Source organism: Methylobacterium sp. J-068 (assembly GCF_022829445.1).
Classification (GTDB): domain Bacteria; phylum Pseudomonadota; class Alphaproteobacteria; order Rhizobiales; family Beijerinckiaceae; genus Methylobacterium.
In genome coordinates this window covers 25174-51328 of sequence record NZ_JAKSXY010000122.1, presented here as the reverse complement: position 1 = coordinate 51328, position 26155 = coordinate 25174, and the positions used below count along the sequence as shown (strand labels likewise).

Sequence of the window (26155 nt, the reverse complement as noted above, 5' to 3'; positions counted from 1 at the left end):
TCTTATTTCTGTTACGAGCTAGGGCGGACGCTTCTGGAGCGCGCCTCAAGATGACGGCGCGGTCGCGCGCCCTGTCTTCCCCAAACCGGAAGGAGCAGCCCCACCCGATCGCAGCGCGCTCATGCAAAACGCCGCCCCGCAAGCGGGACGGCGTCGATGGAACCCGGTTCGCCCCCAATACCGGAGACTGAACGATTTCGCCGACCCTCAGGCCGCCTGCGCCCGCTTCAGAAGCTTCCGGTTCACCAGCATCTCGGCGATCTGCACGGTGTTGAGCGCGGCGCCCTTGCGCAGGTTATCGGAGACGCACCAGAAGCTGAGGCCGTTCTCCACCGTGGCGTCCTCGCGGATGCGCGAGACGTAGGTGGCGTCCTCGCCGGCCGCCTCGTGCGGGGTCATGTAGCCGCCGGGCTCGCGCTTATCGACCACCATGATCCCGGGCGCCGAGCGCAGGATCGCGGTGGCCTGCTCGGCCGTGATCGGTCGCTCGAACTCGACGTTGACCGCCTCGGCGTGGCCGATGAAGACCGGCACGCGCACGGCGGTGGCCGTGAGCTTGATCTTGGGGTCGAGCATCTTCTTGGTCTCGGCGACCATCTTCCACTCTTCCTTCGTGTAGCCGTCCTCCATGAACACGTCGATGTGCGGGATGACGTTGAAGGCGATGCGCTTGGGGAACTTCTCCGCCTTGATCTCGCCGGCGGTGAAGACCGAGCGGGTCTGCTGGAAGAGTTCGTCCATGGCGTCCTTGCCGGCGCCGGAGACCGACTGGTAGGTCGCCACCACCACGCGCTTGATCGTGGCGGCGTCGTGGAGCGGCTTCAGGGCCACCACGAGCTGCGCCGTCGAGCAGTTCGGGTTGGCGATGATGTTGAGCTTGGAGAAGCCGTGGATCGCGTCGGGGTTCACCTCCGGAACGATCAGCGGCACGTCCTGGTGGTAGCGGAAGGCCGACGAGTTATCGATGACGACGCAGCCGGACTGGCCGATGCGGGGCGACCATTCCTTCGAGGTCTCGCCGCCGGCCGACATCAGGCAGATGTCGGTGTCGGAGAAGTCGTAGGTGTCGAGCGCCTTCACCTTCAGGATCTTGTCGCCGAAGGACACGTCCTGGCCGGCCGAGCGGCGCGAGGCCAGCGCCACCACCTCGTCCGCCGGAAAGGCGCGCTCGGACAGGATGTCCAGCATCTCGCGGCCCACATTGCCCGTGGCACCCACGACGGCGACCTTGTAACCCATGGCTCATCACTCCGCTCTGTACGGGCGCCGGGGCCGGGGCGGCGCACCGATGGGCGAGCCGCAGCGTCCGGGTCCGGCGCCGAAACGTCTGGCCTCCCTGCCGTGCGCCGGCCCATCGCGCGCGATGGCCGGCGGCCTGCCGGCCGCGAAGGTGCGCGGTCCGTTCCCGGCCCGCTCTGGTTCGGCGCACACCGCATCGCAGCATGAGTCGCCGAGCGCGGGAGCAAGACGCCTCGCCCCCGCCCGTGTCAAGCACTCTTGAGTCGAGCGCTCTCGCCGCCGGTCACGCCACCAGTGCGGCCGGGCCGGCGGCCAACGCGTCCCGCGCCTCGGCCAGGATGGCGTAGGAGCGCCGCCGCGCCGCCGGGTCGTGAATCGCCGAGGCGACCATGATCTCGTCGGCCCCCGTCTCGGCGATGATCTCGGCGAGTCCCCGCCGGATGGTCTCGGGCGAGCCGACCAGGGCGCGCGCCAGCATCCGCGAGGCCTGGGCCTTCTCGTGCGGCGCCCAGTAGGTCTCGATGTCGTCGATCGGCGGCCTGAGCAGCCCGCGCGTGCCGCGCACGAGGTTGGTGAATTGCTGCTGCGCCGAGGTGAACAGCCGGCGCGCCTCCGCGTCGGTCTCCGCCGCGACCACGTTCAGGCCGATCATCGCGTGGGGCGCGGCCCGCTGTGCGGAGGGCTCGAAGCGCGCGCGGTAGGTCGCCAACGCCGCGAGGAGCTGGTCCGGCGCGAAGTGCGAGGCGAAGGCGTAGGGCAGCCCCAGCATCGCCGCGAGCTGCGCGCCGTAGAGGCTCGATCCCAGGATCCAGAGCGGCACCTTGAGGCCGGTGCCGGGCACCGCCTGCACCGCCTGTCCGGGCTCGGCGTCGTCGAAATAGCCCCGCAGTTCGAGCACGTCCTGCGGGAAGGTGTCGGCCGCCTCATGCGAGCGCCGCAGCGCCCGGGTGGTGCGGGGATCGGTGCCGGGCGCCCGCCCGAGCCCGAGGTCGATCCGGCCCGGAAACAGGGCTTCCAGGGTGCCGAACTGCTCCGCGATCACCAGCGGCGCGTGGTTCGGAAGCATGATCCCGCCGGCACCCACCCGGATCGTCGTCGTGCCCGCGGCCACGTGGCCGATCACCACGGCGGTCGCCGCGCTGGCGACCCCGACCATGTTGTGGTGCTCGGCCAGCCAGAACCGGCGGTAGCCGAGCGCTTCCGCGTGGCGCGCGAGGTCGACGCTGCTGCGCAGGGCATCGCCAAGCGTCGTGCCCTCCGGCACGAAGGCGAGGTCGAGGACGGAGAGGGGAATCATGTGGTCCCTGATGGTTGTCGCTGCCCCTCCCGACAGATCGCCACGGCGTCCGACCGGTGCAACCCCCGCTCCGGCATGCGCGCGCCGCATGGATCGATACCAAGCGTTCACCGTGCGAACCGAAACACGCAAGGTCTCCGGCCACCGGAAACCGCTTGGTGAGCGCGCATCGCCAAGATCCGCCGGGCGTGGCGGCCGACGCCGCCGGCAAGCCCCGGGACGCGATGCTGACGGAATCCGAGAACGCCGACACACGGGACGCGGTCACATCCTCGCCGAACCGGAGCCGTCCGGTTCGCGCCCTGCGCGGAGGGAGCCAGGCCCTGGTGGCGATCGGCGCCATTGCCCTTCTGAGCCTCGTCGCGCGCGAGCACCGGTCGGCCGCCACGCCATCGCCGGAGACGCCCGAGACCGCCCCGGCGGCCGCCCTCGTGCCCTCGGCCTCGCGGCTCGCTCGTCCCGCCGTGCCGCTCGCGTTCTCGGCACCGCGCTTTCGCCTCGACGATCCGGAGGCCCTTGAGCCGGCGCGCGCCGAGGCCGCCCGTCTCAACACCTCCACCGGGTTGCGCGAGGATGGGCTGGCGCAGGGAGGCTTCGCGACGATCGAGGCTCCTTACCTGCGCCTGACACTGACCGAGACCCCGACCCTGGAGCCGATGCCGAGCCTGTTCGTCACCCTCGCCCGGCGCGCGGCCGACGGGCAGGCGCTGGCCGTCATCCGCACCGGTGAGCGCGGCGCGATCGAGACCAAGTTCGGCGCGATCGAGACCCTCGACATCACCCTCGGCGGCGAGGGCAAGCGGACCTGCACGGGCTTCGCCACGCTTCGGCCGGGCCCCTTCCGTCTCGACGGATGGCTCTGCGCGCCCCTCGGGCAGGCTCCGGAACCGCGCGCGATCCTCTGCGCCCTCGACAAGCTGGCACTGAACGGTCAAGCTTCGTCCGAGATGGATGGCCGCTTCGCGGCGCTCATTGCCCGGCGTGATCCCGATTGCCAATCAGCGGCGGTGACGGCACGGGACGTGGGCGGCGAGACGGGATCGATCCCCAGCCGGCGCACACGGAAAAATGAGGCCAAACTGCGGCAATCCCGCGAAGCGCGGCCATAATCATGGGAACCACGGCCGCGCTGGCACGTCTTCCCCCCATACGGATGGCCGACTTTCTTAAGGAAACCCGGCCTAGAATTCACCAGCTTCAACGAAGGTGCGTCATGCGCTCTGCCTCGATTGCCCTGATGGGTGCCCTCACTCTCGCTGCCGTCGGCGCGAACACCGCCGCCGAGGCCCAGGGCCGCTACGCGCCCGCCGGATACCGGGTCAGCGCGCCGCTACCGATCCGCATCCGCCCGCGCAGCTGGCTCGATGCCGGCAATGTGGTCGAGGCCAATAACGGTTCGGTCGGCAACCCGGCCACCAACCCGCACTTCATCACGGCGAGCTACCTGAACTCGCCGCCCTACGGCCGCAACGATCGCTTCGGCGGCGGCATCCTGCCCGATCCGATCACCAACGGTCCGTTCATCGGCGCCCGTTCGAGCGCGATCCGCAACGTGGACTTCTCGGCGGTCGACGCGATCGACCCGACCTCCTACGTCTCGCGCTACGGCAACCCCTACTGAGCCCAGCCTCCCGGCCAGACATGCGACGGGCCCCTCGCGGGGCCCGTTTTCGTTCGTGGTTCCGGGCGACGTCCCGGTCGGATGATGGGCGCCGCGCCTCAGGCGACGGCGTGCTTCAACTCGCGGATGATCGTGTCGCCCATCTCGGCCGTGCTGATCGGCGTCACGCCCTCGCCGGCGATGTCGCGGGTGCGGGCACCCGAGGCGAGGGTGCGGGTGATCGCGGATTCGAGGAGGTCGGCGGCCTCGCCGAGACCGAACGAGTAGCGCAGGCACATGGCCAGCGAGCCGATCATGGCGATCGGGTTGGCATAGCCCTTTCCGGCGATGTCGGGAGCCGAGCCGTGAACGGGCTCGTAGAGCGCCTTGCGGCTGCCCTTGGCATCCACCGCACCGAGCGAGGCGGAGGGCAGCATGCCGAGCGAGCCCGTGAGCATCGCCGCCACGTCCGAGAGCACGTCGCCGAACAGGTTGTCCGTCACCAGCACGTCGTACTGCTTCGGCCGGCGCACCAGCTGCATGGCGCAATTGTCGGCGAGCACGTGCTCCAGGCTGACGTCGCTATACTCGGCGTGGACCCGGGTCACGACTTCCTTCCAGAGCACGCCGGACTTCATCACGTTGTGCTTCTCGGCCGAGGCGACGCGGCCCGAGCGCTTGCGCGCGAGATCGAAGGCCACGTGGGCGATCCGCTCGATCTCGCCCGTGGTGTAGACCTGCGTGTCGACGGCGCGCTTCGTGCCGTCCGGCAGGGTGGTGATCTCCTTCGGCTCGCCGAAATACACGCCGCCGGTAAGCTCGCGCACGATCATGATGTCGAGGCCCTCGACCAGCTCGCGCTTGAGGGCCGAGGCGTCGGCGAGCGCCGGGTAGCAGATCGCGGGGCGCAGGTTGGCGAACAGGCCGAGATCCTTGCGCAGGCGCAGCAGGCCCGCCTCGGGGCGGATCTCATAGGCCACGTCGGCCCATTTCGGGCCGCCGACCGCGCCGAGCAGGATGGCGTCCGCGGCGTCCGCCCGCGCCAGGGCCTCGTCGGTCAGCGGCTTGCCGTGGGCGTCGAGGGCGCTGCCGCCGACGAGGTCGCGCTCGATCTCGAAGGTGGCGAGACCCGTCTCGGCCAGGGTGCCGATCACCTTCTCGACTTGCGTCATCACCTCGGGGCCGATGCCGTCGCCGGGCAGGAGCAGGAGCTTGTAGGCGGTCATGGGATCAACTCGCAGTCGGTTGTCGGAGCGCTCGTATCCACCGTCGGGAGTACGATCGCGGAAACGGAAGCGTCCAGGCCTCTGTCCTCAGACCTTGCCTCAGACCTTGCGCGCCACCGTGAAGCGCGCCGCCTGCCGCAGGGTCTCGGCCCGGTCGCCCCAGGCGGAGACCGCCTCCTCGCAGACGCCGACGAGGCGGTCGCACTCGGCCCGCGCGCCGTCGAGACCGAGGCGGTCGACGAGGGTCGCCTTGCCGGCCTCCTTGTCCTTGCCGGTGGCCTTGCCCATGGCTTCCGGCGAGGCCTCGCGGTCGAGGATGTCGTCGGCGATCTGGAAGGCCTGCCCGAGAGCGTGGCCGTAGCGCAGAAGGGCCTTGCGCTGGTCCGGGCTCGCGCCGCCCACGATGGCGCCGGCCTCCACCGAGAAGGCCAGGATGGCGCCGGTCTTCATCGCCTGAAGCTGGAGCGTGTCGTCGACGTCGAGCGAGACGGGGCCGAAGCGGCCCTCCGCGCCGAGGTCGAGGAGCTGGCCGCCGACCATGCCGCCGAGGCCCGAGGCCTTGGCGAGCCCGAGGACGAGGTCGGCTCGGATCGCCGGGTCGGGCTGCCAGGTCGAGTCCGCGAGAATCTCGAAGGCCAGCGTCTGGAGGGCGTCACCGACCAGGATCGCCGTGGCCTCGTCATAGGCCTTGTGAACGGTCGGCTTGCCGCGACGCATGTCGTCGTCGTCCATGGCCGGCATGTCGTCGTGGACCAGCGAGTAGCAGTGCACGAGTTCGATGCCCGATCCGGCCGCGAGTGCTCCCGTCTCGGAGCCGCCGAGCATCCGCGCAGTCTCGATGGCGAGGAAGGGGCGCAGGCGCTTGCCGCCGCCGAGCACGGCGTGGCGCATCGCTTCCATCAGGCGCGCCGGCCGAGTGATCTCGCCGGCCTGGGTCTCGGGCGTCAGCCGCTCGGCCAGGTAGGCCTCGACCGTGTCGGCGACCGTGCCAAGCCTGTGGGAAAACGCATCCCCCGGGGCATCCGCCTTGACCGAAGCGTGAGATCCTTGCGTGTGAGATCCTGGCGTTGAGGTCATGTTCGGTCGGGCCTTCGATCAGGATGAGCGTGTCGCGGGTGGAGGAGGTTCGAATTCAGGACGGGCACGAGAGCGCGGAGCGGCCTCTGCGTCCGGTCGCGGCGCGCCCGCCGATGCGCACGGATCCGAACCGGAGAGGGCGCGTTCGGCGGATCGTCAATCGCATCCTGCTCCTCCCCGTCATCGCCCTCGTCCTCGTGGTGTCACTCGCGCTCGTCTATAGCGCGCTGACGCCGCCCTCAACCCTGATGCTCGGCCGATGGTTGACGCTGCGCTCCGTCGATCGTCAGGCCGTGAGCCTGGATGCGATCTCGCCTCACCTCGTCCAGGCGGTCGTCGCCTCGGAGGATCAGCGCTACTGCCTGCATAACGGAGTGGATTGGGGCGCCCTGCGGGACGTGGTGGACGACGAGGAGGGGCCGAGCCGCGGCGCCTCGACGATCCCGATGCAGACGGTGAAGAACGTCTTCCTCTGGCCGGGCCGCTCGGTGATTCGCAAAGCCCTCGAAATTCCGCTGGCCCTCGTGGCCGACACCCTGTGGGGAAAGCGCCGCACCATGGAGATCTACCTCAACATCGCCGAGTGGGGGGAGGGCACCTTCGGGGCCGAGGCCGCCGCGCAGCGCTGGTTCGGCAAGCCGGCCCGGGCGCTCACGCGAGGCGAGGCGGCGCTGCTGGCCGCCGTCCTGCCGAATCCGATCCAGCGCAATCCCGCCCTGCCGTCGCGGGGCGTCCGGGCGCAGGCCAGCCGCATCCAGGCGCGGATGAACGGCGTCTCCGGTCTGATGGGATGCCTGAAACGGTAGCCCGTGGCGGTCGGATCGGCTACCTGCCGCCCATCCCTGATCCAAGCGGCCTCCCGGGGCGACGCGCGCGAAAGACCGACCCCATGTCCGAGTCCCTCTCCGAGCCGACCTTCGAACTCACCCTGGAGCGCATCGCGCTGATTCGCCGGATGGTGGTGGCCTGGAACCGCGAGGGCGTCGGCGCGCCCATCGTCCACCCCGACGCGCCCTATGGCAGCACGGATCGGGACGGCGACATCTTCAATGTCACGGGCGACGACGACGGCGCGGACGAGGAGCACCGGGCGCTGGGCGATGCGCTCGCGGTCTTCCTGCACAACGCCGTGCTCAAACCCGGCCGCTACGCCTACCACAACACCTTGGCCAAACTCGATTCCGCCGATGTCGGCGACGTGTTCCGCGACGATGCCACGGGCGAGACGCCGGAGCACGTCACGTTCGACGTCTCGGCCGAGCACGCCGCGCTGATCCGCAGGTTCGTCGTCCTCTGGGATGCGGGCCGCGACGTGCCGGCGATCGATGCGGGCGCGCCCTACGGCGCCGGCGGCGACGTGCCGGCCCGGCATCACGAGATGCAGCCTGCCCTCCAGATCTTCCTGCGCTACGCCGATCTCGGCCCCGGAGATTTTCGCCGCACGGCCGAGGGATGGCAGCCCGCCTGATCGGCGCGCTCGGGCGTGAAGGACGCAGGCCCCGAACGCATGCGCATCGGCGAACGTTGGCTGAGGAGGATCGAGCCGAGGACGTGACCGATGCTGCAACGCTGGCCGAGCCGGATCTGGGTCGTTCGACACGGCGAGAGCGCCGGGAACGTCGCCCGGGACGCGGCGGTCGGCGCGGGCCTCGCGCGCATCGACATCGCGGAGCGCGACGTCGATGTGCCGCTCAGCGATCGCGGCCAGCAGCAGGCCACGGCCCTGGGGCACTGGTTCGCGGCGATGCCGGACGCGGAGCGGCCGAACGTCATCCTGACCTCGCCCTACCGGCGCGCGCAGCAGACCGTGGCGGGCATCCGCCGGGCCGGCGGGGCCGCGAACGATGCGCCCGAGAACGTCGTCGACGAACGGCTCCGCGAGAAGGAACTCGGGCTGCTCGACGGCCTCACCCGCGCGGGAATCGAGGAATTCCACCCCGAGCAGGCCGCTCTGCGCGCGCGCCTCGGCAAGTTCTACTACCGCCCGACCTGCGGCGAGAGCTGGTGCGACGTCATCCTGCGCCTGCGCGGCGCCATGGATACGATTTCCCTGCATCACGGCGAGAAGCGCGTGCTGATCGTCGCGCATCAGGTCGTCGTGCTCTGCCTGCGCTACCTCCTCGAAAACATGACCGAGGCCGAGATCCTGGGGATCGACGCCGAGGGCGACGTCCTGAACTGCTCGGTCACCGAATACGCCTACGCGGCGGAGGCGGGGACGACCGGGCGGGTTAGGCTGGAGCGCTACAACTTCGTCGCCCCGATGGAGCGGGAGGGCGCGCCCGTCACCACCGAGCCCTCGAAGGAGGACGTGTCGTGACGGGGACGCGCCTGAACGCCGAGCGGCTGAGGCAGCGTCCCCTGCCGACGCCGCAGGCCGGCAGCAAGGACGATCGCGGCAGCGTGCTCGTCCTCGGCGGCTGCGCCGAGGTCCCCGGCGCCGTGTTCCTGGCCGGCGTCGCGGCCCTGCGGGCGGGGGCGGGCAAGCTCAAGATCGCTTCCGTGCGCAGCGTCGCCGTGGCGATGGCGCTCGCCGTCCCCGAGGCGATGGTGATCGGTCTGCCGGAGACCGAGGCCGGTGCGATCGACCCCGAGCCGGCGGCGGCGCACATCGCCGCGGCGTCCAAGCGCTGTGATGCCGTCCTCCTCGGCCCCGGCATGGGCACGGGCGAGGGCACCATGGCGCTCGTCCGCGCCATCCTGGCGGCGCGGCCGGACATCGCCTACGTGCTCGATGCCGGCGCGATCTGCGGGCTCGCCGGCCATGTCGATGTCGTTCGGGCGCTGGAGCGGTCGCCGGTGATCACCCCGCATGCCGGCGAGATGGCGCAACTCCTCGGATGGGAGCGCGAGGCCGTCGAGGCCGAGCCCCTGGAGGCCGCCCGCCGCGCCGCCGACCTGACGCGGGCGGTGGTGATCATGAAGGGGGCCGAGAGCTGGATCGTCGCTCCGGACGGTGCGTGCTGGCGCTACGAGGGCGGCGGTGTCGGCCTCGCCACGTCCGGTTCGGGCGATGCGCTCGCGGGCATCGTCGCCGGCATCCTGGCGCGGGGCGCCGATCCGCTCACGGCCGCCCTTTGGGGCGTGTACCTGCACGGCGAGGCGGGTGCGCGCCTCGCTTCGTCCATCGGTCCGGTGGGATTTCTGGCGCGGGAGATTTCCGGCGAGGTCCCGGCGATCCTCAGCGGTTTCGCGAGCGAGGAGGTCAGTTAGGCCGGTCCTCCCGAGACTGAGGACCGGCCATAGGGCGTTGGCTCAGGCGCCGAGCTTCTTCTTGCGCTGGGCCAGGGTGCGCAGGCGCAGGGCATTGAGCTTGATGAAGCCCGCCGCGTCGCGGTGGTCGTAGGCGACAGCACCCTCCTCGAAGGTGACGAGGTCCTGGTCGTAGAGGGAGTTCGGGCTGGTGCGGCCGATGACGTGGACGCCGCCCTTGTAGAGCTTCAGCCGCACCTCACCGGTGACCATCTCCTGGCTCTTGTCGATCAGGGCCTGGAGCATCTCGCGCTCGGGGCTGAACCAGAAGCCGTTGTAGATCAGCTCCGCGTATTGCGGCATGATCTGGTCCTTGAGGTGCGCCGCGCCGCGATCCAGGGTGATCGACTCGATGGCGCGGTGGGCCGGCAAAAGGATGGTGCCGCCGGGCGTCTCGTACATGCCGCGGCTCTTCATGCCGACGAAGCGGTTTTCCACGAGGTCGAGGCGGCCGATGCCGTTGTCGTGGCCGAACTGGTTCAGCCGGGCGAGCAGGGTCGCGGGCGACAGCTTCTCGCCGTCGATGGAGACGGCGTCGCCCTTCTCGAACCCGATGGTGACGATCGTCGGCGTGTCGGGCGCCTCTTCCGGCGAGATCGTGCGCGAGTAGACGTAGTCCGGCACCTCGTCGGCGGGGTCCTCCAGCACCTTGCCCTCCGAGGAGGCGTGCAGCAGGTTGGCGTCCACCGAGAACGGGCTCTCGCCGCGCTTGTCCTTCGAGATCGGAATCTGGTGCTGCTCGGCGAAGGCGATGAGCTGTTCGCGGCTCTTCAGGTCCCATTCGCGCCAGGGGGCGATCACCGTGACGTCGGGCTTCAGGGCATAGTAGCCGAGCTCGAACCGGACCTGGTCGTTGCCCTTGCCAGTGGCGCCGTGACAGACGGCGTCGGCGCCGAGGCGCTCGGCGATCTCGATCTGCTTCTTGGCGATCAGCGGCCTGGCGATGGAGGTGCCGAGGAGATAGACGCCTTCGTAGACGGCGTTGGCGCGGAACATCGGGAACACGTAGTCGCGCACGAATTCCTCGCGCAGGTCCTCGATGAAGATGTTCTCCGGCTTGATGCCGAGGAGTTCCGCCTTCCTGCGGGCCGGCTCCAGCTCCTCGCCCTGGCCGAGATCGGCCGTGAAGGTGATGACCTCGCAGCCATAGGTGGTCTGCAGCCACTTCAGGATGATCGAGGTGTCGAGGCCGCCCGAATAGGCGAGCACGACCTTGTTGACGGGCTTCGAATTCGCGTCGGTCATGGGGCTCGCTTCAGGTTCTGGCCGAGGCCGAGGATTGCGCTGGCGGCGGCTTATCAGCGGAGCGCGGGGCGGTGCAACCGCCGTGCCGCGCGAAGCGTTCGCTCAGCGTGGCCGTGGCACGACACCGCCTTGTCGCGGCCCCGTTGGCGGGCGACACTCACGACAATCCTCGTTCCGGAGTTTCGACGCATGCCGCGCAGGCCGACCCTCGAATTCTGGTACGAGTTCGCATCGACCTATTCCTACCTCGCGGCGATGCGGATCGAGGCCCTGGCGTCGGCGGCGGGCGTCGAGGTGCGCTGGCGGCCCTTCCTCGTCGGGCCGATCTTCGCCTCCCAGGGGTGGAATTCCTCGCCCTTCAATCTCTACGCCGCCAAGGGCCGGCACATGTGGCGCGACGTGGAGCGCGAGGCCGCGCGCATGGGGCTGCCGCCGCTCAAGCGTCCGGACCCGTTCCCCCAGAACAGCCTCAGCGCCACGCGGGCGGCGACCTACGGCATGGATCACGACTGGCTCGTGCCCTTCTCCAAGGCCGTCTACGAGAGCGAGTTCGCGCGCGGCCTGTCGATCGCGGAGCCGCCCGCCGTGGTGGCGCTCCTGAACGGCCTCGGGCTCGACGGCACCATCATCCTCAAGCAGGCGGCCGCCGAGAACAACAAGGGCCGCCTGCGCGTCAACGGCGAGGAGGCGCGCTCGCGCGGCATCTTCGGGGCCCCGACCTTCCTCACGGACGACGGCGAATTGTTCTGGGGCAACGACCGCCTGGAGCATGCGCTCGCCTGGGCGGCGGGCGACCGGCCGGGGGCCATGCGCTGACGCGGCCGGGTGTGGCGCTGGCGGTGGGGCGACGGCGGGTCTAGAAGCCGGGCCGTTCCTCCTCGCGCATCCGGATCCCCTCATGAGCTTCGATCGTCGGCGCTTTCTCCTCGCATCCGCAGGCGTCGCCTCGGGTCTCGGCGCGACCGCCGCCTTGGATCTGGGCGGGGCCGCCGCCTGGGCTCAGGGCTACGGGCAGGCCTTCAAGGTGGACAACGACGACGGCCGTCCCGTCGCCAACACGCGGCTGCCCGGCGAGATCGTGGGCGAGATCCCGGCCCTGCGCGGCGTCACCTACGTGGGTCCGGCGGACGCGGAGACGACGCTCTACGAGTTCTTCGACTACAATTGCCCGTATTGCCGGAAGGCGGCCGCCGACATGGTTTCGCTGTCCGAGAGCGATCCCTCCCTGCGAATCGGCCTCGTCAACAACCCGATCCTCGCCGTGCAATCCGCTCAGGCCGCCAAGGTCGCCCTCGCGATCCAGCGCAAGCTCGGCTCGGCCGCCGCCTGGAGCCTGTACCGGACGCTGCTCGCCAAGCCCGGCAAGATCGACGGACCGGGGGCGCTCCAGGCCGCCGCCAAGCTCGGCGTACCCGCGGCCGAGATCGAGAGCATCGCCGACAGCGAGGAGGTCCGCCTCGCCCTGAAGGCGCAGATGCGGATGGCGGCGGATCTCGGCCTGTCCGCGACGCCGTCCTACGTGCTGGGAAACACCGGTCTCCTCGGGCATCCGGGTCCGAAGGCCCTGGCGCGGATGATCGCCTCGGTCCGCCGCTGCGACCGGATCGCCTGCTGAGGATTCGTCGGCTTTCCGGGCGGAACATCGCCTCACCTTCGCCACCGTTTCGGCTCAACGGAACGGGGTTGGGCATCCCGCGTTGCACAACGCCTCGGCGCGAGGCCCATCGTCTTGCGCCCCCCTTACACGCATGCTAGGCCCTCGCCGCGCCGGAAGGGCGGGCTTTTCATGGCCCGCGCAGACCGGCACGTTCCCAATCCTGACGGTTCCAGAGCCCGCGCCGAGCACGGTGCGACACGGCCGGAACCCTCAGGCAGGATTGAAGAGAGAGCGGCGCGTGGCGCAGAACGGTTCCGAGGCGGGTTCCCCGGTTGCAGGCGTGGCGGCGCGTTACGCGTCGGCCTTGTTCGAACTGGCGCGCGATGAGCGCGATATCGACGGCGTCGCGGCGAGCCTCGACCAGTTCGACGCGCTACTGAAGGAGAGCGCGGATCTCCGCCGCTTCGTGCGCAGTCCGGTCTTCTCGGGCGCCGAGCAGGAAGCCGCCATCGTCGCCCTGCTGGAGAAGGCCGGCATCGGTGGGCTCGGCGCGAACTTCATCCGCCTCGCCGCCTCCAACCGTCGCCTGTTCGCCCTGCCGGATATGATCCGCGGGTTCCGCACCCTGGTGCGGGAATCGAAGGGTATCGTGCGCGCCGAGGTCACCGTCGCCGAGCGTCCCTCGGACGCCGTGATCGAGGAGATCAAGGCATCGCTCCGCGACGTCGCCAAGTCGGAGATCGACCTCGACCTCCGGATCGACCCCAGCCTGATCGGCGGCCTCGTGGTCAAGATCGGCAGCCGCATGGTGGACGCCTCGCTGCGCACCAAGCTCAACGGCATTCGCCTCGCGATGCGGGAAGCCCGGTAAGGGCCTCCGAGGCCCGACCGCTTCCCGTCCCAACATTCATTCAATCAACGACAAGAGGCCCGACGATGGACATCCGCGCCGCCGAGATCTCCGCGATCCTGAAGGATCAGATCAAGAATTTCGGCCAGGAAGCCGAAGTCACCGAGGTGGGCCAGGTTCTGTCCGTCGGTGACGGCATCGCCCGCGCCTACGGCCTCGACAGCGTCCAGGCCGGCGAGATGGTCGAGTTCGAGTCGGGCGTGCGCGGCATGGCCCTCAACCTCGAGCAGGACAACGTCGGCATCGTGATCTTCGGGTCCGATCGTGACATCAAGGAAGGCCAGACCGTCAAGCGCACGGGCGCCATCGTGGACGTCCCCGTCGGCAAGGCGCTGCTCGGCCGCGTCGTCGACGCGCTGGGCAACCCCATCGACGGCAAGGGCCCCATCGCCACCACCGAGCGTCGCCGCGTCGACGTGAAGGCCCCGGGCATCATCCCGCGCAAGTCGGTCCACGAACCGATGGCCACCGGCCTGAAGGCCATCGACGCCCTGATCCCCGTCGGCCGCGGCCAGCGCGAGCTCATCATCGGCGATCGCCAGACCGGCAAGACCGCCATCGCCCTCGACACCATCCTGAACCAGAAGCCGGCCCATGCGGGCACCGACGAGAACGCCAAGCTCTACTGCGTCTACGTCGCCATCGGCCAGAAGCGCTCCACCGTCGCCCAGTTCGTGAAGTCGCTGGAGGACAACGGCGCGCTCGAATACTCCATCGTCATCGCCGCCACGGCCTCCGACGCCGCGCCGATGCAGTTCATCGCGCCGTTCGCCGGCTGCGCCATGGGCGAGTATTTTCGCGATAACGGCATGCACGCCGTGATCGTGTACGACGATCTCTCGAAGCAGGCCGTGGCCTACCGCCAGATGTCCCTGCTCCTGCGCCGCCCGCCGGGCCGCGAGGCCTATCCCGGCGACGTGTTCTACCTGCACTCGCGTCTCCTCGAGCGCGCCGCCAAGATGGGCGACGCCGCCGGCAACGGTTCGCTCACCGCCCTGCCTGTCATCGAGACCCAGGCCAACGACGTCTCGGCCTACATCCCCACCAACGTGATCTCGATCACCGACGGCCAGATCTTCCTCGAGACCGACCTGTTCTACCAGGGCATCCGCCCGGCGGTGAACGTCGGCCTCTCGGTGTCCCGCGTGGGCTCCTCGGCCCAGACGAAGGCGATGAAGAAGGTCGCCGGCAAGATCAAGGGCGAGCTCGCCCAGTACCGCGAGATGGCCGCCTTCGCGCAGTTCGGCTCGGACCTCGACGCCTCGACCCAGAAGCTCCTGAACCGCGGCTCGCGTCTCACCGAGCTCCTGAAGCAGCCGCAGTTCTCGCCGCTGAAGATGGAAGAGCAGGTCGCGGTGATCTATGCCGGCGTGAACGGCTACCTCGACAGCCTGCCGCTGAACAAGGTCCGCCCCTTCGAGGACGCCCTGCTCTCGGCCCTGCGGACCAAGCACGCCGACCTGCTGACCAAGATCCGCGATTCGAAGGACCTGTCCGACGACAGTGCCAAGACGCTGAAGGGCGTCGTGGAGAGCGTCGCCAAGTCCCTCGCCTAAGGGGCATCGACGGCACGACCGGCCGCCCCCGGGTGGCTGGACCTCAGTGAGAGCAGGCGCCCGGATCGTTCGGGCGCCTCGCCTTGAGCGGCAGCGGATGGATCTGGAAGTCACCCCATGGCGAGTTTGAAGGATCTGCGGAACCGCATCACTTCGGTGAAGGGCACGCAGAAGATCACCAAGGCGATGCAGATGGTCGCCGCCGCCAAGCTGCGGCGCGCTCAGATGGCCGCCGAGAGCGCGCGTCCCTACGCCGAGAAGATGTCCCAGGTGCTCGGCAACCTCGCGGCGAACCTCGTCGGCGGCGTGCAGGGACCCCGGCTCCTCTCCGGCACCGGCTCCGAGAAGACCCACCTGCTCGTCGTCTGCACCGCCGATCGCGGCCTGTGCGGCGGCTTCAACTCCTCGATCGCGCGTCTGGCCCGCGAGCACGCCCGCAAGCTGGTCGCCGAGGGCAAGACGGTGAAGATCATCACCGTCGGCAAGAAGGGCTACGACCTGCTCCGCCGCCAGTTCCGTGACGAGATCATCGAGAACCGGGACCTGCGCGGCAACAAGGCGGTCGATTACGAATTCGCCTCCGAGATCGCCGACAGCATCATCAGTCGGTTCGATGCCGGCGAGTTCGATGTGGCGACGCTGTTCTACTCGCGCTTCCGCTCGGTGATCTCGCAGATCCCGACGGCGCAGAAGCTGATCCCGGCCGAATTGCCGGAGGCCGGGGCGACCGCACCCGACGCCGCGCTCCAGTTCGAGCCGAGCGAAGAGGTCATCCTCGACACGCTGCTGCCGCGCAACCTCACCGTCCAGGTGTTCCGCGCGCTCCTGGAGAACGCCGCCTCCGAGCAGGGCGCCCGCACGGGCGCCATGGATTCCGCCACGCGCAACGCGGGCGAGATGATCAAGAAGCAGACGCAGATCTACAACCGTACGCGTCAGGCCATGATCACCAAGGAACTCATCGAGATCATCTCGGGCGCCGAAGCGCTCTGAAGCGCTCCCCGACGCCCTGACCGCAACATCTCTCAAGGACCGTTAACATGGCGAACACCGCGATCCCCGGCGCCGGCTCCAACAAGACCGGCAAGATCACCCAGGTCATCGGCCCCGTCGTCGACGTGCATTTCGACGGCCACCTGCCCGAGATCCTGAACGCCCTCGAGACCAAGAACAACGGCAACCGCCTCGTTCTCGAAGTCGCCATGCAACTCGGCGAGAGCACCGTGCGCTGCATCGCCATGGACACCTCCGAGGGTCTGGTCCGCGGCCAGGAGGTCACCGACACCGGCGAGGCCATCAAGGTGCCGGTGGGCTTCAACACCCTCGGCCGCATCATGAACGTCATCGGCGAGCCCATCGACGAGGCCGGCCCGATCCAGTCCGACACCCTGCGCGCCATCCACCAGCCGGCGCCCGCCTATTCCGAGCAGTCCACCGAGTCGCAGATCCTCGTCACCGGCATCAAGGTGGTGGACCTCCTCGCCCCCTACGCCAAGGGCGGCAAGATCGGCCTGTTCGGCGGCGCCGGCGTCGGCAAGACCGTGCTGATCATGGAGCTCATCAACAACATCGCCAAGGTGCATTCGGGCTACTCGGTGTTCGCCGGCGTGGGTGAGCGCACCCGCGAGGGCAACGATCTCTACCACGAGATGATCGAGTCCAAGGTGAACATGGACCCCAAGGAGCATAACGGCTCGGCCGAAGGCTCCAAGTGCGCCCTCGTCTACGGTCAGATGAACGAGTCCCCCGGCGCCCGCTCGCGCGTGGCGCTCACCGGCCTCACCATCGCGGAAGACTTCCGCGACCAGGGCCAGGACGTGCTGTTCTTCGTGGACAACATCTTCCGCTTCACCCAGGCCGGCTCTGAGGTGTCCGCACTTCTCGGCCGCATCCCCTCGGCGGTGGGCTACCAGCCGACGCTCGCCACCGACATGGGCGCCCTGCAGGAGCGCATCACCACCACCACCAAGGGCTCGATCACCTCGGTGCAGGCCATCTACGTGCCGGCCGACGATCTGACCGATCCGGCGCCCGCCGCCTCGTTCGCCCACCTCGACGCCACGACCGTGCTTTCGCGCTCCATCGCCGAGAAGGGCATCTACCCGGCCGTGGACCCGCTGGACTCCACCTCGCGCATGCTCAACCCCGCCGTCCTCGGCGAGGAGCATTACGAGGTGGCCCGCAAGGTCCAGCAGACCCTGCAGCGCTACAAGGCCCTTCAGGACATCATCGCGATCCTGGGCATGGACGAGCTCTCGGAAGAGGACAAGCTCACCGTGGCCCGCGCCCGCAAGATCGAGCGCTTCTTCTCGCAGCCCTTCTCGGTGGCCGAGATCTTCACCGGCTCGCCGGGCATCCAGGTCCCGCTGGCCGACACGATCAAGGGCTTCAAGGGCCTCGTGAACGGCGAGTACGACGATCTGCCGGAGGCGGCGTTCTACATGGTCGGCACCATCGAGGACGCCAAGGAGAAGGCCAAGAAGATCGCGGCGGCGGCCTGAAGACTTGAACGCCAGGATCGTTCTCCTCCTCGTCGGTCTCGTGGTCGGTGGCCTCGCCGGGTATCTCACCCGGCCCGAGGCCGCCGAGATCAAGATCGGCTCGTTCAGCCTCGAAGTTCAGGGTGACTCACCGGCGGGAACGCGCGGCGGTTCCCTGACCACGGGCCAGATGCAGCATATCGGCATCTTCGCCGTCATCGGCGCGGTGCTGGGCCTCGGGATCGGCTTCGTCGCCGATCGTCGCCGGGCCTGACCACGAACGCGGCGCGCGACCTCTTCGGGGATCGGCGCGTCGCCACCCCATCACGACAACCCGAGCCGGGATCTTCGACCTCATGGCCACCTTCCAGTTCGATTTCGTCGGCCCCGAGCGGACGCTCTACTCCGGTCAGATCGAGGCCGTGCAGCTTCCCGGCGCCGAGGGCGAAATGACCGTGCTGCCGGGCCACGCGCCCGTGCTCACCGCGCTCAAGGTCGGTGTCATCGTCATCAACGAGGCCGGTCACGCCGGCAAGCGCGTGCTGGTCCGTGGCGGCTTCGCCGATATCGGCCCCACCTCCGTGACCGTCATCGCCGAGCGGGCGAACCCGTTCGAGGAGATCACGCCCGAGTCCCTCGATCGTGACATCGAGGCCGTCGAGCTCCTGCGCGACGCCACCGAGGACTTCGCCAAGAAGGACGAGTTGACCGGCCAGATCGTGCAGCTGCGCGACGCCAAGGTCGCCCTCAACTTCTGAAGCTCTACGCGGTCGCGCGCTGGAGCAGAGCCTCGCGCGCGGCCTCGCCCTCCGGGCACCCTTGCGCCAGCCAGAGGGCGCCCGTCTCGGCGAGGCGCCGTCCGATCTCCGGACCCGGCGGCACGCCGCGTGCCACGAGATCCGCGCCCGCGATCGGCAGGACCGGCGGCGCGGCGATTCCAGCGATCAGATCAGCCAGATAGGCGCAGGCCGCCGGTGTCCAGGTCGGGCGCGGCTCACCGCGTGTCGCCCGTGCCGCGAGGCTCAACCCGGCCGTGCCATGCGCGGCGGCGAGCCGACGCATCTCGGGGCCGTCGATCGAGGCCCGGCCGTGCAGCGCGATCAGCGCCCGCGCATACCCGATCAGCGCGGCGTGCTCGGCCTTCGACAGCCGCAGCCCGAGCCGCAGGCGCTCGGCATCGGCCTGCGAGAACACCGCGAGCACCGCGAGCCGGTCGATATCGCGTGGTCTCGACGCTCCGCCGGACGCGTCCGCGAGGCTGCGGGCGAAGCGTCCGAGGTCGCCGATCCCGCCGGTCAGGCGCATCAGCAGCCCGGTCTCGCTCAAGGTCGTGAGCGCCGCCACGGCGCCCGGCGCCATCAGCAGCTTCAGGAATTCCGCCCGGACGCGCTCGCGCGAGAGCCCGTCCAGCGCGCCGCGCGCCGCGATACAGGCCGCCAGACCCTCCGGGTCCGGCGTCTCGCCCCCGTAGCGGGCCTGGAACCGGAAGAAGCGCAGGACGCGCAGGGCGTCCTCGCGGATGCGCGTGGGCGCATCGCCGATGAAGCGCACCCGGCCCGCCCGCAGGTCCGCCACGCCGCCGGTCGTGTCGTGCAGGGTGCCGTCCGGCGCGAGCGAGAGGGCGTTGATCGTGAAGTCCCGCCTCTGCGCATCCAGGGCGAAGTCGCGGCCGAAGCGGACCACCGCGTGGCGCCCGTCGGTCTCGACGTCCTCCCGCAGGGTGGTGACCTCGAAGGTCTTGCGCCCGGCGAGCAGCGTGACGGTACCGTGCTCGATGCCGGTCGGGACGGCGCGCAGCCCGTTCCGCGCCGCCCTAGCGATCACGGCTTCGGGCCGCAGCGTCGTGGTCAGGTCGATGTCGTCGCCGACCCGCCCGAGCAGCGCGTCCCGGACACTGCCGCCGACCACGCGCGTCGCCTCGCCCTCGCCCGCCAGCGCCGAGAGCACGCGGCCGAGATCGGGATCGTCCAGCAGCCGGCGAGGGCCGTCGTGATCGAGGGCGTGTCCACTCACTGGAAGCGCCCGGGCACCACCTGCCCGTTCTCCAGGTGCGGCGGGACGTAGCCGCCCCGGTGGCGCTCCGCGAACAGCCCGGTGGCGACGAGGGACAGGATGACGAAGCCGATGCCTGCCAGGGTCAGGCGGAAGACCTGTCCGTCCCAGTGCTCGCGATCGTGCAGCCGGCGTCCGCTGACCGCGAGATACAGTGCGAACAGCAGGAAGGGCAGGAGGAAGATCAGCACTTCCTCGACGACGCGACGGATCATGAAGCTCTCGGACAGCGGCGGGATGAGCGTGGGGGGATCGGCGTGTCAGGGATATAAGCGCTCGTGGAGATTGTTCACGATGCCGGCGGTGACGCCCCAGATCCGGAATTCGCCGTAGGTGATGGCATAGTAGCGCCGCTGGCGTCCGCGCCAGACGGCCTGCTCGATCCGGCGCTCGCTACGATCGAGCAGATGGATCAGGGGCGCCTCGAAGGTCGCCGCGACCTCCTGCGGATTCACCGAGAGGCGTGCCGCCGGGTCGACGAGACCGAGGACGGGCAGGACCAGGAAGCCCGTGGCCGACAGGTAGGGATCGAGGTAGCCCAGCACCCGGATCGACTCCGCCATGAGGCCGACCTCCTCCTGGGCTTCCCGCAGGGCGGCCTCGGCGGGGGTCGCGTCGCCGGGATCGATCTTGCCGCCCGGAAACGCGATCTGCCCGGAATGGTCGCGCAGGTGCGAGGCCCGGACCGTGAACAGCACCCGCAGGCCGTCGCCGCGCGGCACGACCGGCACCAGAACGGCCGCGCGCCGGTGCGGGCGCGGCGGCACGATCGCGGGATTCGCCCCGTCGAGATCGTGGTCGCCGCGCGGGTTCCAAGCCCGGAAATCCGAGGCGGGCGGGTTCGAGGTCGGGTCACCTTCGCCGGGTGGTTCGGCGGAGAGGTATCGGGCGGCGCGCGCCAGGAAGTCCGGCAAAGGATCGAGGTCCGCCGGCGCGTCGTCCGGCGTCATAGGCTCGCGGAGGGCGCGATGCGGTGAAAGTGGCCGCCGGCCTCGATGCCGAGCCAGTCGTCCCGCTCCTCCCCCAGGGCCAGGAGGTCGTAGGTGAGGGCGCGGGTCAGCAGCGCCCAGAGGCCGCGGCGGACATGGACGTAGGGGCGCAGGCCCCCGCCCGCATCCTGCTTGAACCGGAGCGCGTGGTCGGCATCCACCGGGACGAGATCGTCGACATTGGTGCGGAATGCGATCCGCCGCCCGGAGCCGTCGCCCTCGACCTCCATCGCCACCGCCACGAAGGGCGCGTCCTCGACCGTGATGCCGACGCTCTCGACGGGGGTGACGAGCACGATGCGGCCATCCGCCTCGCGGCGCAGGATCGAGGCGAAGAGCTTCACCATCGCGGGACGCCGGATGGGGCTGCCGTTGTGGAACCAGGTTCCATCGGCGGCGATGCGCATGTCGATGTCGCCGCAGAAGGGCGGGTTCCAGCGCTCGACCGGCGGCGGTCCCCGGCGCGCCACGTCCCCGAGGGCGGCGCTGAGGCGGTCGATGGTCGGGTCGCCCGAGGCGGCGGAATCGGCTTGGCTCATGGAGAGATCAGATAGCGCATCCGCTGCCGGAGGGAACGCGCGCGCCGACGCGGATCGCGCTTCACGCGGGCCTGAAGCCTGCGTCGTCGCGCCGACCTTGCCAGCGTGCCGCAAACGGCGCCACACTCGCGGGGCCGAACAGGGGCCGAAGGTCGGGATCCGGCCTGCCGCAGATCTCGTTTGCAGCCGCACGCGTCTGCGGCGGGGCCTGCCCATCCGCCGCCGCGATCGACCTCACGAGGCCGACGCCGATTAGCCAGGACAGACACGCATGATGCAGGGCTCGCAGCCGGCCACGACCCTCGATGACGGCATCGTCGCCACGGCGGAAGCCTGTCTCGGCGCCGTGGGGCAGGCGCGGGAGGCGATCCACAAGGTCATCTTCGGCCAGGAGCAGGTGGTCGACCTCGCCCTCGTGACCATCCTGGCCGGCGGCCACGGCCTCCTCGTCGGCCTGCCGGGTCTCGCCAAGACCAAGCTCGTCGAGACCCTCGGCACCGTGCTCGGCCTGGACGCTCGCCGGGTACAGTTCACGCCCGACCTGATGCCCTCCGACATCCTCGGCACCGAGATCCTCGACGAGGATGCCGACCGGCACCGCTCCTTCCGCTTCGTGAAGGGGCCGGTCTTCACCCAGCTCCTCATGGCCGACGAGATCAACCGCGCCAGCCCCCGCACCCAGTCGGCGCTGCTCCAGGCGATGCAGGAGCACTTCGTCTCGGTGGCGGGCGAGCGCCACGATCTGCCGCGCCCCTTCCACGTGCTGGCGACCCAGAACCCGATCGAGCAGGAGGGCACCTATCCCCTGCCCGAAGCGCAGCTCGACCGCTTCCTGCTGGAAATCGACGTCGGTTATCCGGACCGCGCCGCCGAGCGCCGCATCCTGATCGAGACGACGGGCGTCGACGAGCACAGGCCCGTGGCGGTGATGTCCACCGAGGCGCTGCTCACGGCCCAGCGCCTCGTGCGCCGCCTGCCCGTGGGCGACGCGGTGGTGGACGCGATCCTCGACCTCGTGCGCGCCGCGCGGCCCGAGGGCGGCGACCCGTCGCTGAAGGGCAAGCTGCTCTGGGGGCCGGGCCCGCGCGCCAGCCAGGCGCTCACCCTGGCGGTCCGCGCCCGCGCCCTGATCGAGGGGCGCGTCGCGCCCTCGATCGCCGACGTGAAGGCGCTCGCCGAGCCGGTGCTGAAGCACCGCATGGCGCTCAGCTTCGCCGCGCGCGCCGATGGCGAGACGGTGTCGGGCCTCATCGCCCAGCTCGCCGGCAAGCTCTAGCGCATGGCCATTCCCCGGCCCGGAGGCGCCACGGCGCGGGTCCTCGACGCAGGCGCCCGCAATCCGGGACGGCGCGAGACCGAGAGCGCCCTGGCCCTGGCCGAGCGGATGCCGCGCCTCATCCTCGAATCCCGCCGGGTCTCCTCGACCCTGGCCCACGGAATCCACGGCCGCAGGCGCGCCGGGCCGGGCGAGAGCTTCTGGCAGTTCCGTCCCTTCGTCGCCGGGGAGGCCGCCGCGCGCATCGACTGGCGCCGCTCGGCCCGCGACGACCGGCTCTACGTGCGCGAGCGCGAGTGGGAGGCCACGCACAACATCTGGTTCTGGATCGACCGCTCGGCCTCTATGGGCTTCGCCTCGCACCTCGCGCAGGCCCCAAAGGTGGAGCGTGCGTTGATTCTCGGCTTCGCCCTCGCCGACGCCCTGGTGGAGGGCGGCGAGCGCACGGGGCTGCTCGGGCTCACCCGCGCCACCGCCTCGCGCCGCATCGTCGAGACCATGGCCCAGGCCCTGGTCGCCGACATGAAGGGGCAGGACGACGCCGCGCCGCCCCGCGCCACGCCGGGACGGTTCGACGAGGCCCTGCTCATCAGCGATTTTCTCTCGCCGCTGGCGGAGATCAAGACGTCCGTCGACCATCTCGCCGGCCGGGGCACGCGGGGGCATCTCGTGATGATCGTCGATCCCGTCGAGGAGACCTTCCCGTTCTCGGGCCAGGCGGTGCTGCACGACCTCGAATCGAACCTCAGCCTCGATGTCGGCGATGCCGGCGCCTGGGGCGAGGCCTACCGCGTGCGGATCGCGGCCCATCGCGAGGGCCTCGCGGAGATCGCCCGCGCGCAGGGCTGGACCCTGACGATCCACCGGACCGACCGTCCCGCGAGCGAAGCGGCCCTTCGCCTCCTGACCCTCGTCGCCGCCGCGCGCGGGACCGGCTGAGGATCGCCGCATGCTCGGATTGCCCCTGACCTTCGCCGCACCCCTGGCGCTCGCCGCCCTCGTCGCGCTGCCGGCCCTGTGGTTCCTTCTGCGTGTGACGCCGCCGCGCCCGCGCCGGATCGACTTCCCGCCGCTCGCGATCATGGCCGACCTCCTGGGCCGGCGCGAGACGCCGGCGCGCACTCCGCCCTGGCTGCTCGTCCTGCGCATCCTCGCCGCCGCCTGCCTGATCCTCGCGGTCTCGGGGCCGGTCTGGAACCCGTCCGGTACCGGCGCGGGGGCGGGGCGCACGCCGCTCCTCGTCATGCTCGACAATGGCTTCGCCTCGGCCAACGACTGGCGCGAGCGCCAGCGCGTCGCCACCGATGCGATCGAGGCGGCCGCCCGCGATGGCCGCCCCGTGGCGGTGGCGGCCTTGGCCGAGCCGGCCGCACCCCTGGAGGCCAAGGTTCCGGCCGCTGCCCTCGACCGCCTGCGCGCCATCGCGCCCCGACCGCACTGGGCCGAGCGCGACGCCTACCTGCCCGCCCTCGGCACGTTCCTCGAGCGCAGCCCGAACACCGCGATCCTGTGGATCAGCGACGGCGTCGCGGGCCCCGGTGCGGAGGCGTTCGGCCCGCGTCTCGCCGAACTCGTGAACCGGCACGGCGCATCCCTGACGATCCTCAGGTCCGACCACCCGCCGGCCCTGGCCCTCTCGGCCGCGGAGGCGGGCGGGCGCCTCACCGCGCACGTGCTGCGCGCCGGCCCGAACGGCCGCGACACCGGTCTGGTGCGCGCCCTCGACCAGAAGGGCCTGCCGCTGGCCGAGCACGATTTCCGGTTCCCGCCCGAGGCCAGCGAGACGGAGATCGGCTTCGACCTGCCGGTGGAACTGCGCAACGGCATCAGTCGCCTGGAGATCGCGGGCGAGCGCTCCGCCGGGGCGGTGACCCTGGTGGACGAGCGCGGCAAGCGCCGCCGCGTCGGTCTCGTCTTCGGCGGCACCAGCGATCAGGCCCAGCCCCTCCTGGCGCCGACCTACTACCTGTCGCGCGCGCTCAGCCCTTACGCCGACGTGCAGGAGCCGCGCGGGGCCAAGGGTGTGGCCGAATCCATCGCGCAGCTGCTCGACAGCCAGGTCTCGGTCCTCGTCCTGGCGGATGTGGGCGCCCTCGACGGGCCGACCCTTTCACGGGTGGAGCAGTTCGTGGAAGAGGGTGGCCTGCTCCTGCGCTTCGCCGGGCCCCGCCTCGCCGCCGGCAACGATCCCCTCGTGCCGGTGCGCCTTCGCCGGGGCGGTCGGACGCTGGGCGGCACGCTCTCCTGGGACAGCCCCAAGACCCTGGCCGCCTTCGCGCCGGAGAGCCCCTTTGCCGGGCTGACGCCGCCGGCCGATATCGGCGTGCGCCGCCAGATCCTGGCCGAGCCCGACGGCGACCTGCCGGGCCGGACCTGGGCCTCGCTCCAGGACGGCACGCCCATCGTCACCGCGCAGAAGCGGGGGCAGGGCCTCATCGTGCTCTTCCACGTCACGGCCGACACCACGTGGTCGAACCTGCCCCTGTCGGGCCTGTTCATCGACATGCTGCGCCGGGTGGTGAACCTCGCGGGCGCCAAGGCCCTGCCGGTGGGCGATGCGGGCGCGCGGGCCACCGCCGTCCTCGCGCCCCGGCTGACCCTCGACGGGTTCGGTGCCCTCGGCACGCCGCCGGCCGGCGCCACCGCCGTCTCGGCCGACACCGCCGAGCGCGCCACGCTGGAGCATCCGCCGGGCTTCTACGGCCTGGCCGATGGCGGGGTCGCGGTCAACGCCCTGCGGGTCGAGGATCGTCTGAAGCCCCTCGATTTCACGCCCCTGTCCACGGCTCGCGTCGGATCCCTCGCGGGGGCCGAAACCCTCGACCTGCGCGCCACCCTCTTCACCCTGGCCCTGATGCTGCTCATCCTCGACACCCTCGCGGGCCTCTGGCTCGGCGGCTTCATCCGGCGCGGTCGCGGGCTCGTCTCGCGCCCGGCCGTGCTCCTTCTCGCCGTCCTGGCGGCAGGCGCGATTCCGGCCGCGCCTGTGCCGGCGCGGGCCCAGCAGGCCGCTCCGGCCCCCACGGGCGCGTTCGACTCGGCCCTGGCGACCCGGCTCGCCTACGTGATCACCGGCGACGAGGCCGCTGATACCGCGAGCCGCGCCGGCCTCGGCGGGCTGACCCAGATGCTGGCGAGCCGCACCGCCCTCGAGCCCGGCGACCCGATCGGGATCGATCCGGCCAAGGACGAGCTTGCCTTCTACCCGTTGATCTACTGGCCCATCGTCGCCGGCCGGCCGCAGCCGAGCGAGACCGCGATCCGGCGGATCGACGCCTTCATGCGCAACGGAGGCACGGTGATCTTCGACACGCGCGACGCCCTGACCGCGCGCCCCGGTGGCCCGCCGACGCCCGAGGGCGCCTACCTGCGCAAGATGCTGGCGACCCTGGAAGTGCCCGAACTGGAGCCGGTCCCGCCCGACCACGTGCTGACCAAGGCCTTCTACCTCGTCGACAACTTCCCCGGCCGCTACGCCACCGGCCAGACCTGGGTCGAGACCTTGCCGCCCGCCGGCGAGGGCGGCGACCGCCGGCCGGCGCGGGCCGGGGACGGCGTCTCGCCCATCGTCATCACCGGCAACGACCTCGCCGCTGCCTGGGCGGTGGGCAAGCGCGGCGAGCCGCTCTACCCCATCGTCGGCGGCGACCAGCGCCAGCGCGAGATGGCCTTCCGCGGCGGCATCAACCTCGTGATCTACACGCTGACCGGCAACTACAAGGCCGATCAGGTCCACGTTCCGGCGCTGTTGGAGCGCCTGGGCCAGTGACACTCGCTCGCAGACGGATGATTCCAGCCCCATGAATAGCGATACTGAAAC

General features: G+C 70.5%; 26 protein-coding genes. 17 read left to right on the top strand and 9 right to left on the bottom strand.

The window, feature by feature from the left end; translation table 11 throughout:
- Positions 1 to 207 precede the first annotated feature (207 nt).
- Together MKK54_RS20510 and MKK54_RS20505 are read right to left on the bottom strand one after the other, a co-directional pair.
- Complete coding sequence (locus tag MKK54_RS20510; protein ID WP_244013689.1) at positions 208 to 1239, bottom strand: aspartate-semialdehyde dehydrogenase; 1032 nt, start codon at positions 1237 to 1239, stop codon at positions 208 to 210.
- A 283-nt stretch (positions 1240 to 1522) separates the two neighbouring features.
- Entirely contained in the window at positions 1523 to 2536 is a 1014-nt protein-coding gene (locus MKK54_RS20505; RefSeq protein WP_244013686.1) for an LLM class flavin-dependent oxidoreductase, read from the bottom strand.
- 158 nt (positions 2537 to 2694) lie between these two features.
- Between MKK54_RS20505 and MKK54_RS20500 the strand changes: the two genes are divergently transcribed.
- Complete coding sequence (locus MKK54_RS20500) at positions 2695 to 3645, top strand: hypothetical protein (RefSeq protein ID WP_244013684.1); 951 nt, start codon at positions 2695 to 2697, stop codon at positions 3643 to 3645.
- A gap of 104 nt (positions 3646 to 3749) precedes the next feature.
- Entirely contained in the window at positions 3750 to 4157 is a 408-nt protein-coding gene (locus MKK54_RS20495; protein ID WP_244013682.1) for a hypothetical protein, read from the top strand.
- 98 nt (positions 4158 to 4255) lie between these two features.
- On the opposite strand, the gene leuB is transcribed toward MKK54_RS20495, so the two are convergent.
- Together leuB and MKK54_RS20485 are read right to left on the bottom strand one after the other, a co-directional pair.
- Positions 4256 to 5362: a 3-isopropylmalate dehydrogenase gene (gene leuB, locus MKK54_RS20490; protein ID WP_244013680.1), complete on the bottom strand. Its 1107-nt coding sequence runs from the start codon at positions 5360 to 5362 to the stop codon at positions 4256 to 4258.
- 99 nt (positions 5363 to 5461) lie between these two features.
- Complete coding sequence (locus MKK54_RS20485) at positions 5462 to 6439, bottom strand: polyprenyl synthetase family protein (protein WP_244013678.1); 978 nt, start codon at positions 6437 to 6439, stop codon at positions 5462 to 5464.
- A gap of 113 nt (positions 6440 to 6552) precedes the next feature.
- Between MKK54_RS20485 and mtgA the strand changes: the two genes are divergently transcribed.
- From mtgA to MKK54_RS20465, 4 genes are all read left to right on the top strand, one after another.
- A complete protein-coding gene (gene mtgA / locus MKK54_RS20480; protein WP_244013675.1) occupies positions 6553 to 7245 on the top strand; it encodes a monofunctional biosynthetic peptidoglycan transglycosylase in 693 nt (230 codons plus the stop codon).
- A gap of 83 nt (positions 7246 to 7328) precedes the next feature.
- The gene (locus tag MKK54_RS20475) at positions 7329 to 7907 is read left to right on the top strand and encodes a hypothetical protein (protein WP_244013673.1); all 579 of its coding nucleotides are present in this window, start codon (positions 7329 to 7331) and stop codon (positions 7905 to 7907) included.
- A gap of 90 nt (positions 7908 to 7997) precedes the next feature.
- Positions 7998 to 8759, top strand: a complete 762-nt coding sequence (locus MKK54_RS20470; protein WP_244013671.1) for a histidine phosphatase family protein — start codon at positions 7998 to 8000, stop codon at positions 8757 to 8759.
- The gene (locus tag MKK54_RS20465; protein WP_244013668.1) at positions 8756 to 9652 is read left to right on the top strand and encodes an NAD(P)H-hydrate dehydratase; all 897 of its coding nucleotides are present in this window, start codon (positions 8756 to 8758) and stop codon (positions 9650 to 9652) included. The genes MKK54_RS20470 and MKK54_RS20465 overlap by 4 nt, the downstream gene beginning before the upstream one ends.
- 42 nt (positions 9653 to 9694) lie before the next feature.
- Here the strand turns inward: MKK54_RS20465 and MKK54_RS20460 are convergent, their stop codons facing one another.
- Positions 9695 to 10936, bottom strand: a complete 1242-nt coding sequence (locus MKK54_RS20460; protein WP_244013666.1) for an argininosuccinate synthase — start codon at positions 10934 to 10936, stop codon at positions 9695 to 9697.
- 189 nt (positions 10937 to 11125) lie between these two features.
- Here MKK54_RS20460 and MKK54_RS20455 point away from each other — a divergent pair, with 189 nt between their 5' ends.
- From MKK54_RS20455 to atpC, 8 genes are all read left to right on the top strand, one after another.
- On the top strand, positions 11126 to 11752 hold the full coding sequence (locus tag MKK54_RS20455; RefSeq protein ID WP_244013664.1) for a 2-hydroxychromene-2-carboxylate isomerase: 627 nt from the start codon (positions 11126 to 11128) through the stop codon (positions 11750 to 11752).
- Positions 11753 to 11834: 82 nt separating this feature from the next.
- Entirely contained in the window at positions 11835 to 12551 is a 717-nt protein-coding gene (locus MKK54_RS20450) for a DsbA family protein (RefSeq protein WP_244013662.1), read from the top strand.
- 280 nt (positions 12552 to 12831) lie between these two features.
- Positions 12832 to 13404 carry a F0F1 ATP synthase subunit delta gene (locus tag MKK54_RS20445; RefSeq protein ID WP_244013659.1) on the top strand — a complete coding sequence of 191 codons (573 nt, stop codon included), beginning with the start codon at positions 12832 to 12834 and terminating at the stop codon, positions 13402 to 13404.
- Positions 13405 to 13469: 65 nt separating this feature from the next.
- The gene (gene atpA / locus MKK54_RS20440) at positions 13470 to 14999 is read left to right on the top strand and encodes a F0F1 ATP synthase subunit alpha (protein ID WP_055948223.1); all 1530 of its coding nucleotides are present in this window, start codon (positions 13470 to 13472) and stop codon (positions 14997 to 14999) included.
- Positions 15000 to 15116: 117 nt separating this feature from the next.
- On the top strand, positions 15117 to 15992 hold the full coding sequence (locus tag MKK54_RS20435; RefSeq protein WP_244013657.1) for a F0F1 ATP synthase subunit gamma: 876 nt from the start codon (positions 15117 to 15119) through the stop codon (positions 15990 to 15992).
- A 47-nt stretch (positions 15993 to 16039) separates the two neighbouring features.
- Complete coding sequence (gene atpD, locus MKK54_RS20430; protein ID WP_244013655.1) at positions 16040 to 17500, top strand: F0F1 ATP synthase subunit beta; 1461 nt, start codon at positions 16040 to 16042, stop codon at positions 17498 to 17500.
- A gap of 4 nt (positions 17501 to 17504) precedes the next feature.
- A complete protein-coding gene (locus tag MKK54_RS20425; protein WP_244013653.1) occupies positions 17505 to 17753 on the top strand; it encodes a hypothetical protein in 249 nt (82 codons plus the stop codon).
- An 82-nt stretch (positions 17754 to 17835) separates the two neighbouring features.
- Positions 17836 to 18237 (top strand): ATP synthase F1 subunit epsilon, encoded by a 402-nt coding sequence (atpC, locus tag MKK54_RS20420; RefSeq protein WP_244013651.1) that lies wholly within the window; start codon positions 17836 to 17838, stop codon positions 18235 to 18237.
- Positions 18238 to 18241: 4 nt separating this feature from the next.
- Here the strand turns inward: atpC and MKK54_RS20415 are convergent, their stop codons facing one another.
- Genes MKK54_RS20415 through MKK54_RS20400 form a run of 4 tightly spaced genes read right to left on the bottom strand, consistent with a single transcriptional unit; the run spans position 18242 to position 21059 of the window.
- A complete protein-coding gene (locus tag MKK54_RS20415) occupies positions 18242 to 19492 on the bottom strand; it encodes a CCA tRNA nucleotidyltransferase (protein WP_244013649.1) in 1251 nt (416 codons plus the stop codon).
- A complete protein-coding gene (locus MKK54_RS20410) occupies positions 19489 to 19746 on the bottom strand; it encodes a DUF6111 family protein (protein WP_244013647.1) in 258 nt (85 codons plus the stop codon). Before MKK54_RS20410 ends, MKK54_RS20415 begins: the two co-directional genes overlap by 4 nt.
- Positions 19747 to 19791: 45 nt before the next feature.
- Complete coding sequence (locus tag MKK54_RS20405; RefSeq protein ID WP_244013645.1) at positions 19792 to 20481, bottom strand: CoA pyrophosphatase; 690 nt, start codon at positions 20479 to 20481, stop codon at positions 19792 to 19794.
- Entirely contained in the window at positions 20478 to 21059 is a 582-nt protein-coding gene (locus MKK54_RS20400; RefSeq protein ID WP_244013643.1) for a DUF1285 domain-containing protein, read from the bottom strand. Before MKK54_RS20400 ends, MKK54_RS20405 begins: the two co-directional genes overlap by 4 nt.
- A 271-nt stretch (positions 21060 to 21330) precedes the next feature.
- Between MKK54_RS20400 and MKK54_RS20395 the strand changes: the two genes are divergently transcribed.
- Genes MKK54_RS20395 through MKK54_RS20385 form a run of 3 tightly spaced genes read left to right on the top strand, consistent with a single transcriptional unit; the run spans position 21331 to position 26104 of the window.
- Positions 21331 to 22335 (top strand): AAA family ATPase, encoded by a 1005-nt coding sequence (locus MKK54_RS20395; RefSeq protein ID WP_244013641.1) that lies wholly within the window; start codon positions 21331 to 21333, stop codon positions 22333 to 22335.
- A 3-nt stretch (positions 22336 to 22338) separates the two neighbouring features.
- Entirely contained in the window at positions 22339 to 23274 is a 936-nt protein-coding gene (locus MKK54_RS20390; protein ID WP_244013639.1) for a DUF58 domain-containing protein, read from the top strand.
- Positions 23275 to 23284: 10 nt separating this feature from the next.
- The gene (locus tag MKK54_RS20385) at positions 23285 to 26104 is read left to right on the top strand and encodes a DUF4159 domain-containing protein (RefSeq protein WP_244013637.1); all 2820 of its coding nucleotides are present in this window, start codon (positions 23285 to 23287) and stop codon (positions 26102 to 26104) included.
- The last annotated feature ends 51 nt before the right edge of the window (positions 26105 to 26155 follow it).